General features: G+C 72.6%; 12 protein-coding genes and 1 riboswitch. Of the genes, 2 read left to right on the top strand and 10 right to left on the bottom strand.

Translation table 11 applies throughout. The features are described from left to right. The first annotated feature begins 67 nt into the window (after positions 1-67). Positions 68-796, top strand: a complete 729-nt coding sequence (locus tag ACFWPQ_RS06645) for a ZIP family metal transporter (protein WP_384030599.1) — start codon at positions 68-70, stop codon at positions 794-796. Between the two features lie 11 nt (positions 797-807). On the opposite strand, the gene cobI is transcribed toward ACFWPQ_RS06645, so the two are convergent. The 10 genes from cobI to ACFWPQ_RS06695 form a co-directional block, all read right to left on the bottom strand. Continuing rightward, entirely contained in the window at positions 808-1,572 is a 765-nt protein-coding gene (gene cobI / locus ACFWPQ_RS06650) for a precorrin-2 C(20)-methyltransferase (protein ID WP_384030601.1), read from the bottom strand. Continuing rightward, complete coding sequence (locus ACFWPQ_RS06655) at positions 1,557-3,074, bottom strand: cobyrinate a,c-diamide synthase (RefSeq protein WP_384030603.1); 1,518 nt, start codon at positions 3,072-3,074, stop codon at positions 1,557-1,559. The genes cobI and ACFWPQ_RS06655 overlap by 16 nt, the downstream gene beginning before the upstream one ends. Continuing rightward, a complete protein-coding gene (cobO, locus tag ACFWPQ_RS06660) occupies positions 3,074-3,673 on the bottom strand; it encodes a cob(I)yrinic acid a,c-diamide adenosyltransferase (RefSeq protein WP_217544094.1) in 600 nt (199 codons plus the stop codon). Before cobO ends, ACFWPQ_RS06655 begins: the two co-directional genes overlap by 1 nt. After that, a complete protein-coding gene (locus ACFWPQ_RS06665) occupies positions 3,673-5,718 on the bottom strand; it encodes a putative cobaltochelatase (RefSeq protein ID WP_384030605.1) in 2,046 nt (681 codons plus the stop codon). The genes cobO and ACFWPQ_RS06665 overlap by 1 nt, the downstream gene beginning before the upstream one ends. Next, the gene (gene cobN / locus ACFWPQ_RS06670; protein ID WP_384030607.1) at positions 5,715-9,383 is read right to left on the bottom strand and encodes a cobaltochelatase subunit CobN; all 3,669 of its coding nucleotides are present in this window, start codon (positions 9,381-9,383) and stop codon (positions 5,715-5,717) included. The genes ACFWPQ_RS06665 and cobN overlap by 4 nt, the downstream gene beginning before the upstream one ends. After that, positions 9,380-10,903, bottom strand: coding sequence for a cobyric acid synthase (locus ACFWPQ_RS06675; protein ID WP_384030609.1), 1,524 nt, complete (start codon positions 10,901-10,903; stop codon positions 9,380-9,382). The genes cobN and ACFWPQ_RS06675 overlap by 4 nt, the downstream gene beginning before the upstream one ends. Beyond that, complete coding sequence (locus ACFWPQ_RS06680) at positions 10,900-11,910, bottom strand: cobalamin biosynthesis protein (RefSeq protein ID WP_384030611.1); 1,011 nt, start codon at positions 11,908-11,910, stop codon at positions 10,900-10,902. The genes ACFWPQ_RS06675 and ACFWPQ_RS06680 overlap by 4 nt, the downstream gene beginning before the upstream one ends. Positions 11,911-12,010: 100 nt before the next feature. Next, positions 12,011-12,151, bottom strand: a riboswitch (cobalamin riboswitch). A 142-nt stretch (positions 12,152-12,293) separates the two neighbouring features. After that, the gene (locus ACFWPQ_RS06685) at positions 12,294-12,521 is read right to left on the bottom strand and encodes a hypothetical protein (protein ID WP_384030613.1); all 228 of its coding nucleotides are present in this window, start codon (positions 12,519-12,521) and stop codon (positions 12,294-12,296) included. A 19-nt stretch (positions 12,522-12,540) separates the two neighbouring features. Continuing rightward, a complete protein-coding gene (locus ACFWPQ_RS06690) occupies positions 12,541-13,797 on the bottom strand; it encodes an anion permease (protein ID WP_384030615.1) in 1,257 nt (418 codons plus the stop codon). Between the two features lie 174 nt (positions 13,798-13,971). After that, positions 13,972-14,727 carry a lysozyme gene (locus tag ACFWPQ_RS06695; protein ID WP_384030617.1) on the bottom strand — a complete coding sequence of 252 codons (756 nt, stop codon included), beginning with the start codon at positions 14,725-14,727 and terminating at the stop codon, positions 13,972-13,974. Between the two features lie 196 nt (positions 14,728-14,923). On the opposite strand from ACFWPQ_RS06695, the gene ACFWPQ_RS06700 reads away from it, so the two are divergent. Next, entirely contained in the window at positions 14,924-15,658 is a 735-nt protein-coding gene (locus ACFWPQ_RS06700) for a class II aldolase/adducin family protein (protein WP_384030619.1), read from the top strand. The last annotated feature ends 114 nt before the right edge of the window (positions 15,659-15,772 follow it).

Raw genomic sequence — 15,772 nt, forward strand, 5'->3', positions numbered from 1 at the left:
TGGACAAAGGGTGCTACGGGTGCTGCTGGATGTGCGCTGAGGCGGGTCGATCGGATAGCAAGGGCACATGGCGGTCTTCGTCGCGCTCGGCGCGTTCCTGATGACGCTGGCCGGCGGCTGGACGGCACAGCGCGTGACCGACCGTCGCCACCTGGTCCTGGGCCTGGCCGGCGGTCTGATGCTCGGGGTGGTCGGCCTCGACCTGCTGCCGGAGGCGCTGCGCGCGGCCGGCCGCGAGGTCTTCGGCGTACCGGCCGCCCTGCTCCTCTTCGTGGCCGGATTCCTGCTGGCCCATCTGGTGGAACGCACCCTGGCCCTCCGCCAGGCCGCGCACGGCGCCGACGAGCACGGTCACCGGGCACCCGAGGTGGGCCTGACGGCGGCCGGGGCGATGGTCGGCCACAGCGCGATGGACGGCGTGGCGATCGGCGCGGCCTTCCAGGTGGGCGGCGGCATGGGCGCGGCGGTCGCGGTCGCGGTCATCGCGCACGACTTCGCGGACGGCTTCAACACGTTCACGATCACGAGCCTGTACGGCAACGCGCGGCGCCGGGCGATAGCGATGCTCGTCGCCGACGCCTGCGCACCGGTCCTCGGCGCGCTCTCCACGGTCTTCTTCACCATCCCGGAAGCCCTGCTCGGCGGCTATCTCGGCCTCTTCGGCGGCGTCCTGCTCTACCTGGCCGCCGCCGAGATCCTGCCCGAGGCCCACCACGAGCACCCGGCCCGCTCGACGCTGCTGTGCACGGTCGCCGGCGCGGCCTTCATCTGGCTGGTGGTGGGCATCTCCAGCTGACGCAGGCCCGCTCACAGCTTCCCGCCTCTGCCACCGTCCCGGCGCGGGGGCGCGATGAGCGTGGAGAGGTACGGCAGCGGGGAGCCGTCCAGCTCGGCGGCGGGCCGGACGGACTCCTCCGCCAGCCCCAGCGCCGACCCCCACACGGCATCCTCGATCCGCCCGGTCTCCCGCAGCGCTGCCAGGACCGCGCCGGCCTGCCGCCCGAACTTGTACGCCACGACCGTCCCCGGCCCGCCCAGCGCGTCCTTGAGCACCTCGGCGCCCGCCGTCACCGGCACCAGCGTCAGCGGCTCGGTCCCCTCGGTGAGCACGGCCCCGGACCGGGCGGCGAGGTCCTGCATGGCGGTGATCCCGGGCACGGTCTCCACGACCACGTCCGGCACCAGCTCGGCGATGGTCTGTGCGAGATACGTGAACGTCGAATAGACATTCGGATCCCCGATGGTGGCAAAGGCGACCGTCCCGTGCCCGCGCAGCAGCTCGGCCACCCTGGCCCCCGCCGCGTCCCAGGCGGCCTCCCGCCGCTCCCGGTCACTGCGCTCGTTCAGCGCGAAGACGACCCGTACGACCTTCTCCGCGCCGACGTAGTGCAGCACGGTGGCCTCGGCCCGCCCCCGCTCACCGCCATCGTTTCCATCAGGTGCAGCCATGACAGGCACCACGACGACAGCGGCCGCGCGCAGGGCGTTGACCCCCTTGACGGTCACCAGTTCGGGATCGCCGGGCCCGACACCGACTCCGATCAACCTGCTGCTGCTCATGACGTCCGGCACCTCTCCACGAACCTTCGGGCCACACCGGGCTCGGACGCCCAGTGCGTGTGCAGATAACTGGCGTGCACACCCCGCTGTACAAAACCTTCGACACGCGGCCGGGGCGTACGCACACCCCACGCGGGAGCCGCCCCCGCCGCCGGCTCCACCACCGTCCGGTGGAACTCGTGCCCGCGCATCCGCGTCCCGGCGACGGCCAGCACACTGTCGCTCACGGCGACGGCGTCCCGATAGCCGAGAGTGAGCCGCTCCGACATCCGCGCGTGCACATCGAGCACCCCGCACATGGGCAGCCCGTCCAGCTCCCGGCCCAGATACAGCAGCCCGGCACACTCGGCGGCGACGGGAGCACCGCGCTCCGCGAGGGCGGCGACGTCCTTCCGCAGCGCCTCATTTGCCGCCAACTCACCCCCGTACACCTCGGGAAACCCACCCCCGATGACCAACCCGCACGTCCCGTCGGGCAGTCGCTCGTCCCGAAGCGGATCGAACACGACAACTTCGGCCCCGGCAGCGGCAAGCAACTCGGCATGCTCGGCGTAGGAGAAGGTGAACGCGGCCCCACCGGCAACCGCGACAACCGGCCTGCCGGACGCCTGCGGACGAAGGCCGGTCCGCACCCCCACTCTCAGCCCGTCCGGCGTTTGAGGACGAGGCCCTTCAGGCCGAAGCGGGGGTCCGGGGGCGGCAGCCCCCGAAGGCGGGGTCGAAGGGGCGGCAGCCCCTGGTGACGGGACGGGTAGGGGCGGCGGGGGCGAGGAAGCCAGCGCCTCAGCCGCATCCCACGCCGCACCCGGCACCGCCCCCGCCCCCCGCGCCAGCCCCATCAGCGCTTCCAGATCGCACCCGTCGGAGACCTGCGCGGCCATCGCAGCCACCGCCGCAACCGCCGCCCCCCGCCGCTCCGCCACCGGCACCAACCCCAGATGCCGCGACGGCGTATCCACCTGGGCCACCCGCCGCAGCACCCCGAACACCGGTACCCCGGCAGCCTCCAGCGCCTCCCGCAGCAACTCCTCGTGCCGGTCCGACCCCACCTTGTTGAGGATCACGCCCCCGACCCGCACCTCCGGATCCCACGACGCGAACCCGTGCACCAGCGCCGCCACCGACCGCGACTGCGACGACGCGTCCACGACCAGCACCACCGGCGCCCGCAACAGCTTCGCGACCTGCGCGGTGGACGCCAGTTCCCCTTCCCCCACGGCCCCGTCGTACAGCCCCATCACGCCCTCGACGACGGCCAGGTCACAGCCCCGCGCACCGTGCGCGAACAGCGGACCGACCAGCTCCGGCCCGCACAGGTACGCGTCGAGGTTCCGCCCCACCCGCCCGGTCGCGAGCGCGTGGTACCCGGGGTCGATGTAGTCCGGCCCGACCTTGTGCGGGGACACGGCGAGCCCCCGCGCGGCGAACGCGGCCATCAGCCCCGTGGCGACGGTGGTCTTGCCGCTGCCCGAGGAGGGCGCGGCAATGACCAGCCGGGGCACGGACGAGGACATCACCACTCGATGCCCCTCTGCCCCTTCTGCCCCGCGTCCATCGGGTGCTTGACCTTGGACATGTCGGTGACGAGGTCGGCGAAGTCGACGAGCTGCTCCGGCGCGTTCCGCCCGGTGATCACGACATGCTGGGTCCCGGGCCGGTTCCGCAGCACCTCGACGACCTCGTCGGTGTCCACCCACCCCCAGTGCATCGGGTACGCGAACTCGTCCAGCACGTACAGCTGGTACGTCTCGGCGGCGAGGTCCCGCTTGACCTGCTCCCAGCCCTCCCGGGCCTTCTCCTCGTTGTCCATCTGCGCGTCGCGCTGGACCCAGGACCAGCCCTCGCCCATCTTGTGCCAGTCGACGGACCCGCCCTCGCCGGAGGCGCCCAGCACCCGCAGCGCGTTCTCCTCGCCGACCTTCCACTTCGCCGACTTCACGAACTGGAACACCCCGATGGGCCACCCCTGGTTCCAGGCCCGCAGTGCGAGCCCGAACGCGGCGGTGGACTTGCCCTTCCCGATCCCCGTGTGCACCACGACGAGCGGCCGGTTGCGCCGCTGCCGGGTCGTCAGACCGTCGTCGGGCACGACACTCGGCTGTCCCTGCGGCATTACGCGGCCCTCCTCGAACGACCCTGAACGTTCTGAACGTCCTTCACCAGCCCGGCGATCGAGTCCGCCCGCAGTTCGTCGAGCGTCACCGCCGTACCGCTCAGCTCACCCGCCAACTGCCCGGCGAGACCCAGCCGTACCGGCCCCGACTCGCAGTCCACGACCACGGAGGCGACCCCCTCGGCCGCGAACAGCCGGGCCGCCCGGCCGGCGAGCGCGACGGGCTCCGGACCGCCGGTGGCCCGCCCGTCCGTCACGACCACGACCAGCGCCCGCCGCGCCGGATCCCGCAACCGCTCCACCCGCAGCACGTCGTGCGCCTTGAGCAGCCCGGCCGCGAGCGGTGTACGACCGCCGGTCGGCAGCGACTCCAGCCGGGCCGCCGCCGCGTCCACGGACGAGGTCGGCGGCAGCGCGACATCGGCGGCCGAGCCCCGGAAGGTCACCAGCCCCACCTTGTCCCGCCGCTGGTACGCGTCGAGCAGCAGCGACAGCACGGCCCCCTTCACGGCACCCATCCGCTGCCGGGCCGCCATCGACCCCGACGCGTCGACCACGAACAGCACGAGGTTGCCCTCACGCCCCTCCCGGGTCGCCTGCCGCAGATCGTCCCGCCGGATCACCAGCCCCGGCCCGGACCGCCCACGCGCCCGCTGGTGCGGGGCGGCGGCCTGCACGGTCGCCGCCAGGTGCAGCTTGGTCAGGGCACCCCGCGGCCGGCGCGCACCCGTCGTACGGCCGTGCTCGGTCCGCGCCCGGGACCGCCGCCCGGCGGCACCCTCACCGATCCCCGGCACGCTCAGCGCCTTGGTGCGAAAGGGCTCCGCGGCCCGCACCGGAGCCTTTTCGCCCGAAGCGCCGCCGGAGGTCTGCGGTTCGCCGTCGTCCCCGGCCTCGGGCCGGGCACCCGTGTCCCCGCCCTGCGGGCCGCCGTCGTCGGGCGCCGGCTGCCCGCCGCCCCCACCGGGATCCTCCGGACCGGGATCGTCGTCCCCCGAGTCTTCCCCCGAGTCCTCGCCCGAGTTCTCGTCGGCGCCGGAGAACTCCTCCAGCGTCCGGTCCAGCTTGTCCTCGTCGAGTCCCGGCGCGTCGAAGGGATTGCGGCGCCTGCGGTGCGGCAGCGCGAGCAGCGCCGCCTGGCGCACGTCCTCCGCCAGCACCTCGGTCCGCCCCGCCCACGCGGCCAGCGCGGTGGCGGTCCGCGCCATCACGATGTCGGCGCGCATCCCGTCGACCTCGAACGCCGCGCAGGTCGCCGCGATCTGCCGCAGCGCCCCGTCGCCCAGCCGCACCGACGGCAGCAACTCCCGTGCCGCCACGATCCGTTGCCGTACGGCGGCCTCCTCGTCGGCCCAACGCGCCGCGAAACCCGCCGGGTCGTCGTCGTAGGCGAGCCGCCGTCGTACGACCTCCACCCGCTGGTCGGGTTCGCGGGAGGCGGCCACCTCCACCGTCAGGCCGAACCGGTCGAGCAACTGCGGCCGCAGTTCGCCCTCTTCGGGGTTCATGGTGCCGACGAGCAGGAACTTCGCGGCGTGCCGCACCGAGACACCCTCGCGCTCCACGTACGACGCGCCCATCGCGGCCGCGTCCAGCAGCAGGTCGACGAGGTGGTCGTGGAGGAGGTTGACCTCGTCGACGTACAGGATGCCCCGGTGCGCGTCGGCCAGCAGGCCCGGTTCGAAGGCCTTCACGCCCTCGGCGAGGGCACGTTCGATGTCCAGCGCGCCCACGAGCCGGTCCTCGGAGGCACCGACCGGCAGTTCGACCATCCGTGACGGGCGGGACTCGAAGGCGCCGGGCTCGTGCGGGCCGTCCGGGCAGGCCGGGTCCGGGGCGGCCGGGTCGCAGGAGAAACGGCAGCCGGCGACGACGTCCACGGCCGGCAGCAGCGCCGAGAGGGCGCGTACCGCCGTGGACTTGGCGGTGCCCTTCTCGCCGCGCACCAGCACTCCGCCGACCGCCGGCGAGACGGCGTTCAGCAGCAGCGCGAGCCGCAGGTCGTCCTGGCCGACGACGGCTGTGAACGGGAACGGGGTACTCACTGGTCGTCGCCCTCCGAGTTGCCTTCCAGGTCGCCTTCGAGCTCCAGATAGGTGGCGCGCAGCCGCTCCAGGGTGTCCGCGTCCGGCTCGGCCCACAGGCCCCGGTCGGCGGCCTCCAGGAGCCGTTCGGTGATCCCGCGCAGCGCCCACGGGTTGGACTTCTTCATGAAGTCCCGGTTCTCCGCGTCGAAGACGTACTCCGCGCTGAGCTTCTCGTACATCCAGTCGTCCACGACCCCGGCGGTGGCGTCGTAGCCGAAGAGGTAGTCGACGGTCGCCGCCATCTCGAAGGCGCCCTTGTAGCCGTGCCGGCGCATGGCCGCCATCCAGCGGGGGTTCACCACCCGGGCCCGGAAGACGCGGTGCGTCTCCTCGCCGAGGGTCCGGGTCCTCACCTGGTCGGGGGTGGCCGAATCACCCACGTACGCCTCGGGGTTGGTGCCGGTCAGGTGGCGCACCATGGCGACCATGCCGCCGTGGTACTGGAAGTAGTCGTCGGCGTCCACGAGGTCGTGCTCGCGGGTGTCCACGTTCTTCGCGGCGACGGCGATCCGCCGGAACGCGGTCTCCATGTCCCCGCGCGCCGCCCGCCCGTCGAGCCCGCGCCCGTACGCGTAACCGCCCCACACCGCGTACACCTCGGCGAGGTCGGCGTCGGAGCGCCAGTTGCGGGCGTCGATCAGCGGCAGCAGCCCGGCGCCGTAGGCCCCCGGCTTCGACCCGAAGATCCGGGCCGTCGCGCGCCGCCGGTCGCCGTGCCCGGCGGTGTCCTCGTCGGCGTGCGCCCGCACGTAGTTGGACTCCGCCGGCTCGGCCAGCTCGGCGACCGTGCGCACCGCGTCGTCGATCAGCCCGACCACGTGCGGGAACGCGTCCCGGAAGAAGCCGGAGATCCGGACCGTGACGTCGATGCGCGGCCGGCCCAGCTCGCCGAGCGGGATCACCTCGAAGCCGGTCACCCGCCGGGACGCCTCGTCCCAGACCGGGCGGCAGCCCAGCAGCGCCAGGATCTCGGCGATGTCGTCGCCCTGGGTGCGCATCGCGGAGGTGCCCCACACCGTCAGGCCGACGGACTTCGGGTACTCGCCGGTGTCGCTCAGATACCGCTGCACGAGCGAGTCCGCCAGCGACTGGCCCACCTCCCAACTCAGCCGGGAGGGAATGGCCTTGGGGTCGACCGAGTAGAAGTTCCGGCCGGTCGGCAGGACGTTGACCAGGCCGCGCGTCGGCGACCCGGACGGACCGGCCGGGACGTAACCGCCGTCCAGGGCCTTGAGGATGTGCCCGATCTCGTCCGTGGTCCGGGCGAGGCGCGGTACGACCTCGTCGCACGCGAACTCCAGCACCGCGACGGCGTCCGGGAGTTCGGTGCCGAGGACCTCGCGCACCAGCGTGCGGCTCTCGGCGGCGGCCCAGTCCCGCTGCTCCATGCCCTCCGCGACCCGGCGGCACAGCTGCTCCAGCAGGTCGATCGCGTCGGCGCCGGTGCGCGCCGGGCCCTCGACGAGATCCGTCAGCTCGACCGGTACCTTCACCGGCGTGCCCGGCTCGGCCAGCAACTCCTTCTCCACCAGCCCGAAATGGGCCGCGAAGCAGGCCCTGAGCCCCGGCAGCGCGTTCGCCTGGCCGCCCCACACCTGGGACGCGCGCAGCACGGCCAGCACCAGGTTCACCCGCGGCTCGCCGACCGGACCGCCGCCGAGGATGTGCAGGCCGTCGCGGATCTGCACGTCCTTGATCTCGCACAGGTAGCCGTCGATGTGCATGACGAACGAGTCGAAGTCGTCGTCCTCCGGCTGCTCGTCCACATGCAGGTCGTGGTGGAGCTCGGCCGCCTTCACCAGCGTCCAGATCTGGGCGCGGACGGCCGGCGCCTTCGTCGGGTCCAGGTCCGACACCAGCGCGTACTCGTCGAGCAGCTGCTCCAGCTTGGCCAGGTCGCCGTAGGTGTCGGCACGGGCCATCGGCGGCACCAGGTGGTCGACCACGGTGGCGTGCCCGCGCCGCTTTGCCTGGGTGCCCTCACCGGGGTCGTTGACGATGAACGGGTAGATCAGCGGCAGTTCGCCGAGGACCGCGTCCGGCGCACAGCCGGCGCTCAGCCCGAGCCCCTTGCCGGGCAGCCACTCCATCGTGCCGTGCTTGCCCATGTGCACGATCGCGTCGGCGCCGAAACTGTTCTCCAGCCACCGGTAGGCGGCCATGTAGTGGTGCGACGGCGGCATGTCCGGGTCGTGGTAGATGGCGATCGGGTTCTCGCCGAAACCACGCGGCGGCTGGATCATCACCACGACGTTCCCGAACCGGAGGGAAGCGAGCACGATGTCGTCGCCGTCGACGTACAGCGAGCCCGGCGGCTCGCCCCACGCCTCGGTCATCGCGTCCCGGAGCCCCGGGTCGAGCTTCTCGAACCAGGCCCGGTAGTCGGCGAGCGGCACCCGCGCGGGCGCGGCGGCCAGCTGCTCCTCGGTGAGCCATTCGACGTCGTGGCCGCCGGCGTTGATGAGCCGGTGGATCAACTCGTCGCCGTTGTCCGGGTGTCCTTCGACCACGTACCCGGCGTTCCGCAGCGCGTCCAGCACGCCCACCGCGGACGCGGGCGTGTCGAGGCCCACCGCGTTGCCGACCCGGGAGTGCTTGGTCGGGTACGCGGTGAAGACCAGCGCGACCTTCTTCTCCGCGTTCGGCTTGTGCCGCAGGCGCGCGTGCCGTACGGCGATCCCGGCGACGCGTCCGGCCCGCTCGGGGTCGGCGACGTACACCGGGACGTCGTCCGGTCCCTGCTCCTTGAAGGAGAACGGGACCGTGATCAGCCGTCCGTCGAACTCCGGGATCGCGACCTGCATCGCCGCGTCCATGGGGGAGAGGGCGGCGTCGGAGTCGTCCCAGGCCTGCCGGGAGGAGGTCAGGCAGAGCCCCTGCAGCACCGGCACGTCGAGGTCGGCGAGCGCCCCGATGTCCCAGGCCTCCTCGTCGCCGCCGGCCGAGGCCTGCGAGGCGTGCGTGCCGCCGGCCGCCAGGACGGTCGCGACCAGTGCGTCGGCCCCGGCGAGGAGCTCGTACAGCCCGGCGTCCGCCCCGCGCAGCGAACCGCAGTACACCGGAAGGGCGTTCGCGCCGCGCGCCTCGATCGCGTCGCACAGGGTGTCCACGAAGCCCGTGTTGCCGCTCAGTTCGTGGGCCCGGTAGAAGAGCACCCCGACGGTCGGCCGGCCGCTCTCCCGGGTACGGGAGCCGTGGACGCCGTACTCGGGCATCTTCTGCGGCTCGACGAACCCCTCACCGGTCAGCAGCACGGTGTCGGAGAGGAACCGGGCCAGCTCGGTGAGGTTGCCGGGGCCGCCCTCGACGAGGTACCTGAGGGCCTCGGCGACCACGCCCGCCGGCACCGACGACTCGGCCATCAGCTCGGCGTCCGGCACCGTCTCGCCGCCGAGCAGCACGGTCGGGATCCCGGCGGCCTTCAGCGCGGCGAGCCCGTCCTCCCAGGCCCGCTTGCCGCCGAGCAGTCGTACGACGGCGATGTCCGCGCCCGCGAGGAGCGCGGGCAGCTCCGCCGTGACGTCGACGCGCGTCGGATTGCCGATCCGGTAGTCGGCACCGGAGGCGGCCCGGGCCGCCAGCAGATCGGTGTCGGCGGTCGACAACAACAACACAGTGCTCATGCGGGCGCTCCCGGTGGAATGAAAGGCAGTCCTTGCGGCGCGCCCGACTCGATGAGCCGCCAGAGCGCGTCCGTGTCCGCGTGCTGTTCGATCAGGTCGCCGAGCCGGTCGAGCTGCTCCTCGCGCAGCGCGGCGAACGAGGTGTCGGGGGCCGGCACGAACCGGCGGCCCGCGGCGGCCGCCACCTCGCGCAGGAAGGCCCGCCGGAAACCGTCCGACTCCAGGGAGCCGTGCCAGTGCGTGCCCCAGGTCTGCCCGACCCGGCACCCGTCGAGGAAGGGCTCCCCGCCGGTCACCTCACCGACCCCGTGATGGATCTCGTACCCCTCTACCCGCTCGCCGAGGGCCTCCCCGACGGGCCGGGTGAGCGTCTTCTCCCGGGCGAACCGGACGCGCACGGGCAGCACCCCGAGCCCGTCCACCTGTCCGCGCCGGCTCTCGACCTCGTCCTCGATGTGCTCGCCGAGGATCTGGAAGCCACCGCAGATGCCGAGCACGGGCCGCTGTTCGGCGGCCCGGCGCCGCAGCGCGTCCGCGAGCCCCCGCTCGTGCAGCCACTCCAGGGCCCGGACCGTCCCCCGGGTGCCGGGGACGATGACGAGATCGGCGTCGGCCAGCTCCTCCGGCCGGTCCACGAACCGCACCACGACGCCCGGTTCGGCGGCCAGCGCGTCCACGTCCGTGAAGTTGGACATCAGCGGGATCGCACAGACGGCGACCCGGAGCACGTCCGCCCCGACGGGCGGGGCCGTGTTCGACTCCCGGACGGTCCCGCGCAGGGACACCCTCAGTCCGTCCTCCTCGTCGATCCCGAGCCCGTGCCGGAAGGGGAGGACGCCGTAGGTGTGCCGCCCGGTGAGCCCGTGCAGCATGTCCAGGCCCGGCTCCAACAGGGACACGTCCCCCCGGAACTTGTTGACGAGGAACCCGGCGACGAGGGCCTGGTCCTCCGGCGACAACAGCGCCACGGTCCCGAAGAAGGAGGCGAACACGCCCCCGCGGTCGATGTCCCCGACCACGAGCACGGGCAGCCCGGCGTTCCGGGCGATCCCCATGTTCACGATGTCGGTCCGGCGCAGGTTGATCTCCGCCGGACTGCCCGCCCCCTCACAGATCACCGCGTCATACGTGCCCCGCAACTCGGCGAGACAGTCGAGCACGGTGCCGAGCAGCCGCTGCTGCCGTCCACCGTGGTACCCGCGTGCGCTGAGCTCACCGACCGGCTTGCCGAGCAGCACGACCTGACTGCTCTGTTCGCCACCGGGCTTGAGCAGCACGGGGTTCATGAGCGCGGTCGGCTCCACCCGGCAGGCCTGCGCCTGCATGGCCTGCGCCCGCCCGATCTCGGCACCTTCGCGCGTGACAAAGGAGTTGAGGGACATGTTCTGCGCCTTGAACGGCGCGACCTTCACCCCCTGCCGCACCAGCCACCGGCAGATACCGGCGGTGACGACGCTCTTCCCGGCGTCGGAGGTGGTACCGGCGACGAGGAGGCCTCCGTTGTTCTTGAGGTTGTTCATGAGGAACCCCCGGGGCGCTGCATGGCCGACCGCGACCGCTGAGCCTGGTCGACCCGCAACGGCTGTGGCCGGTCGACCCGCCCCCGCAGCAAGGCAGTCGCCGCACTCACCCCCAACGCCAGCCACCCCACCCGCCGTGACAGCCGCACCGCCCGCTGGATGTCCCCGGTCTCCACGCTCCGCCCCTCCCCGTTCAGCACCGGCCGGTGCTCGACCCGCCCGCCGTACGACAACGTCCCCCCGAGCCGCACCCCCAACGCCCCGGCGAACGAAGCCTCCACGGGCCCGGCGTTGGGACTCGGATGCTTCGCCGCATCGGCCCGCCAGGCCCGTACGGCCCCCCGCCGGTCATCCCCGGCCACCGCGGCCAGCACGGCGGTGAGCCGCGCCCCCGGCCAGCCCGCCACGTCGTCCAGCCGCGCCGAGGCCCATCCGTACCTCCGGTACCGGGCCGACCTGTGCCCGACCATGGCGTCCAGGGTGTTGACGGCCCGGAACCCCACCAGCCCGGGCACACCCCCCACCGCCCCCCACACCAGCGCCCCGACGACCGCGTCGCTCGTGTTCTCGGCGACGGACTCCACGACCGCCCGCGCGATCCCGTCGGCGTCCAGGGCCTGCGGATCCCGTCCGCACAGATGCGGCAGCCGGGCACGGGCCGCCTCGACGTCACCCGCCTCCAGGGCACGCCCGATGACGCGGGCCTCGCGGGCGAGCGAAGTGCCCCCGACGACGGCCCAGGTGGCGGCCGCGGTCAGCGCGACGGACGCGGCGGTGGACGGTCGTACGGCCCGCTGGGCCACGGCGCCCAGCGCCACGGCGCCGCCGGCGCACACGGCGGTGTGCAGCGCGCCCCACCCGCGGTGGTCCCGCCACAGCACCCGCTCCACGGCCCCGGCCGCCCGCCCGAACACGGCGACCGGATGCCCCCGGCGCGGGTCGCCGAGCAGCAGGTCACCGAGAAGGCCGGCGGCGGCGCCGTACGCGAAGACGCGATCGGCACCCATCGGCTCAGCCGGCCGCGGGGTCGGGGACGGGCCGGTTGCTGAACCTCGGTCGGCAGCCGCGCATGGCGATATGTCCTCACTCAGGGTGTCCGCGCCCTGGTTCGACGAGACCGGCGGTGGGAGTTCCTGGCTCCCGGGGATTGCTACCCCGGTGACAGTGGCGGGACCGCGCCGGATTCACACCGGCTTCCTCCCTTGCCGCCGTACATGGCTTCGGAAGTCCACCACGCCCCTGGAAGACCCGTCAACTTGCCGTTGACCTGGGAGGGGAGTGTGTGGGAAGGCCCACACCGGTTGCCCGGCGGGGCCCGTGGGGCATGCCGAAGGCTCCTCTCCGAGCGGACGGAGAGGAGCCTTCTCGGCGCCGGTGAGGCCCTTCGGCGTCAGGCCTTCGCCACGATCAGGTGGATGCCCCATGCCACGGCGGCCGTGCAGCCGGCGAAGCAGAGGTAGGCGGCGGTCACGGCCAGAGCCGCGGAGTTGCCCTGGGCGGTGGCGCGTTCGCGGGCGGAGAGGCCCTTGATGCCGAGGGTGAAGAGGGCCACCAGGCCCACCGTGGCCACGAGGCTGACGCCGAAGACGGAGCCGATGGCTGCCCAGTCGATGTTCATGTCGCTTCTTCCTCGGGGGTCAGACGGTGGCGGCCGGGTCGGTCGCGGGGGCAGCCGTGGCGGGGGAGGGGGAAGGGGAGGGGATCGTGGCGGTCAGGTCCTCCGTGACCGTGCCCGCGGGGGGCGGGGTCACGGCGGCGATCGCCGTGGTCACCACGCCGGCCGGCTCCGTGGCGCCCGTGTCGTTGACGTTGCTGCTGTCCACGACCTCGCGGCGGGAGAGCTTCCAGATCGTGGCACTGGCGGCCACCAGGAAGACGGCGACGACCGCCGTGCCCCAGTCGCCTAGGTCCGTCACGGACTCGGCGAGGGCGCCGACCAGCGCGGCGGCCGGGAGCGTGAGCACCCAGGCGACCATCATGCGGGTCGCGGTGGACCAGCGGACCGTGCCGCCCTTGCGGCCGAGGCCCGCGCCCATCACCGAACCGGAGACGACGTGCGTGGTGGAGAGGGAGAAGCCGAGGTGGGAGGAGGCCAGGATCGCGGTGGCCGCGCTGGTCTGGGCGGCGAAGCCCTGCTGCGGCTGAAGGTCGGTCAGGCCCTTGCCCATGGTGCGGATGATCCGCCAGCCGCCGATGTAGGTGCCGAGCGCGATCGCGAGGCCGGCGGAGAGGATGACCCAGGTGGGAGGGTTGGAGCCGGGCGCGATGGAGCCGCCCGCGATCAGCGCGAGGGTGATGATGCCCATCGTCTTCTGCGCGTCGTTGGTGCCGTGCGCGAGCGAGACCAGTCCGGCGGAGGCGATCTGGCCGGCGCGGAAGCCCTTGCGGGTGGCGTTGTCGTCGGCGTTCTTGCCGATCGCGTAGGACAGGCGGGTGGCGAGCGTCGCCGCGAGGCCCGCGACCAGGGGGGCGGCGACCGCCGGGAGCAGGACCTTGGTGACGAGCACGTCGCCGTGGACCGCGCCGAAGCCGGCGGAGGCGACGGTGGCGCCGACCAGACCGCCCATGAGGGCGTGCGAGGAACTGGAGGGCAGGCCCACCAGCCAGGTCACGAGGTTCCAGAGGATGGCGCCGACGAGCGCGGCGAAGATGACCTCGGGACGAATGCCGTTCTCGTCGACGAGACCCTTGGAGATCGTGTTGGCGACCTCCACCGAGAGGAAGGCGCCCACCAGGTTGAGCGCGGCGGACATGGTCACCGCGATCTTGGGCTTGAGCGCGCCGGTCGAGATGGTCGTGGCCATCGCGTTGGCGGTGTCGTGGAAACCGTTCGTGAAATCAAACGCGAGTGCGGTGACCACCACAATCGCGAGGATCAGCGAGAAGTTTTCCATTTACCCAGGCAATCTTTCGAGGTCATTGGCTGTTGGACCGTAGGCAACCTGGATGAACAGAAGGTGAACTAGGGCGGTCTTGACGGTGTATGGGATCGGCTTGAGTGCGCCCGGGGGCCGGGCGGACCGGGGCCGCCGTCCCGTTGCCGGTCCGGCGGCCCAGTCGCCCCTTGGCTAGAGGCCCATGGCGAACGACTTCAGCCGGCCCGCCGACCCGTTGAAGAGATTCTGGTCACCCGGCAGGCTGCCGCTGTTGTCGTACTGCCAGAAGGTCCAGGACGACCATCCGGCCGGCAGTGTCCCGGCGTCCGCCGAGCCGTGGCGGGCGATCCACAGCGGGTGGTCGGCGAAGGCGCTGCTGCCGCCGGTGCAGAGGTTCCACCAGTTGGTGGTCGTGTAGATCACCGGCCGCCGGCCGGTCTCCCGCTGCAGCTCGTCGCTGAAGGACCTGATCCACTTGACCATCCTGGAGTGGCTCAGCCCGTAGCACCTGTGCTTCTTGTCGTACGGGTTGTACTCGACGTCGAGCGCGGGCGGCAGGGTCCAGCCGTCCGCCGTCCAGGTGCCGCCGTGGCTCACGAAGTACGCGGCCTGCTGGGCGCCCGACGACTTGTCCGGCAGGGCGAAGTGGTACGCGCCCCGCATGATCCCCGCCTTGCGCGAGCCGTTGTACTGCTGGCCGAAGTACGGGTTGCGGTAGGTGGTGGACTCGGTCGCCTTGATGTAGACGAACCTGGCGCCCTTCGCCTTGGCGCTCGGCCAGTCGACGCTCTTCTGGTGCGAGGAGACGTCGTGTCCCTTCGGCAGGCTCGCCGCGGACGCCGGTGCCCCGGCGAGCGCGGCCGCGGTCCCTGCGAGGGCGAGCGCCGCCACGGACGCCGCCAGGACGCGGACGCGGTGGCGGGACGGCGGAATGCGGTCACGGGCCATGTTTCCCCCCGGAATGGCAACGTGTACGGAAAATCGTCCAGAGATTATTGGAAGATCGGCGTATCCTCGGCGATCTTCGGCCAAGCCAGGAAATGGAACGCTTTGGGATGATTTGCGCTCTACTGGATTCGGGACGTCCGGTCTAAAGTGCCCTGCCGTGCGGGGCGGTTGGGACACCGCCTGACAGGATCGGGCCATGGCTGAGCAGCAGCGGGACGAGCGTGACGGACGGGGTGGACGGGCCGGCGCACAACGTGTGTCGGAGCCGCGAAGGCGGGATGTACGCGCGGAGGAGGCGATTGCCTGGCGCGAACTCGTCGCCACGGCCCGCCGCACGGTGTCCGACGGGCTGGTCGTCGGCACCTCCGGCAACGTCTCGGTCCGCGTCGGCGACACCGTGCTGGTCACACCGTCGGGCGTGCCGTACGACAGCCTCACCCCGGACGACGTGACGGGCGTGGACCTCGCCGGCCGCCAGGTCCTCGGCACCCTGGTCCCGACCAGCGAACTGCCGATGCATCTCGCGATCTACGGCAGCACCGGCGCCGGAGCGGTCGTCCACACCCACGCCGTCCACGCCACCGCCGTCTCGACGCTCGTCCCCGAGCTGCCGGCGATCCACTACATGTCCGCGGCCCTCGGCGGCGCGGTCCGGGTTGCCCCGTATGCGACGTACGGCACCGACGAGTTGGCCGAGAACATGCTCCGCGCCCTGACCGGCCGCTCCGGCTGCCTCCTCCAGAACCACGGCACGATCACCTACGGCACCACCCTCACCCAGGCCTACGACCGCACCGCCCAGCTGGAGTGGATGTGCCGCCTGTGGCTCACGGCGTCCTCGGTGCCCGGCCTGACCCCGAGCCTGCTGTCCCCGGAACAGATCACGGAGGTCGGCGAGCGGCTGCGGGGGTACGGGCAGCGACGGCACTGAGCCCGCCCGGACCGCCCTCGACCCTTCTCCGCCCTTCTCCGTCCCTCTGCGTCCTTCTCCGGCGCGACGGCCCCTTCCGCTCCACTGGCCGCCGTCGGTCTCCGACCCGACACT

The sequence above is a fragment of the Streptomyces sp. NPDC058464 genome (assembly GCF_042721035.1).
Taxonomy (GTDB): domain Bacteria; phylum Actinomycetota; class Actinomycetes; order Streptomycetales; family Streptomycetaceae; genus Streptomyces.

Coding starts and splice junctions, on each gene's coding strand:
- ACFWPQ_RS06645 (WP_384030599.1), top strand. CDS start 68: ATGGCGGTCTTCGTCGCGCTCGGCGCGTTCCTGATGACGCTGGCCGGC.
- ACFWPQ_RS06655 (WP_384030603.1), bottom strand. CDS start 3,074: ATGTCCTCGTCCGTGCCCCGGCTGGTCATTGCCGCGCCCTCCTCGGGC.
- cobO (WP_217544094.1), bottom strand. CDS start 3,673: ATGCCGCAGGGACAGCCGAGTGTCGTGCCCGACGACGGTCTGACGACC.
- cobN (WP_384030607.1), bottom strand. CDS start 9,383: ATGAGCACTGTGTTGTTGTTGTCGACCGCCGACACCGATCTGCTGGCG.
- ACFWPQ_RS06675 (WP_384030609.1), bottom strand. CDS start 10,903: ATGAACAACCTCAAGAACAACGGAGGCCTCCTCGTCGCCGGTACCACC.
- ACFWPQ_RS06680 (WP_384030611.1), bottom strand. CDS start 11,910: ATGGGTGCCGATCGCGTCTTCGCGTACGGCGCCGCCGCCGGCCTTCTC.
- ACFWPQ_RS06685 (WP_384030613.1), bottom strand. CDS start 12,521: ATGAACATCGACTGGGCAGCCATCGGCTCCGTCTTCGGCGTCAGCCTC.
- ACFWPQ_RS06690 (WP_384030615.1), bottom strand. CDS start 13,797: ATGGAAAACTTCTCGCTGATCCTCGCGATTGTGGTGGTCACCGCACTC.
- ACFWPQ_RS06695 (WP_384030617.1), bottom strand. CDS start 14,727: ATGGCCCGTGACCGCATTCCGCCGTCCCGCCACCGCGTCCGCGTCCTG.
- ACFWPQ_RS06700 (WP_384030619.1), top strand. CDS start 14,924: ATGGCTGAGCAGCAGCGGGACGAGCGTGACGGACGGGGTGGACGGGCC.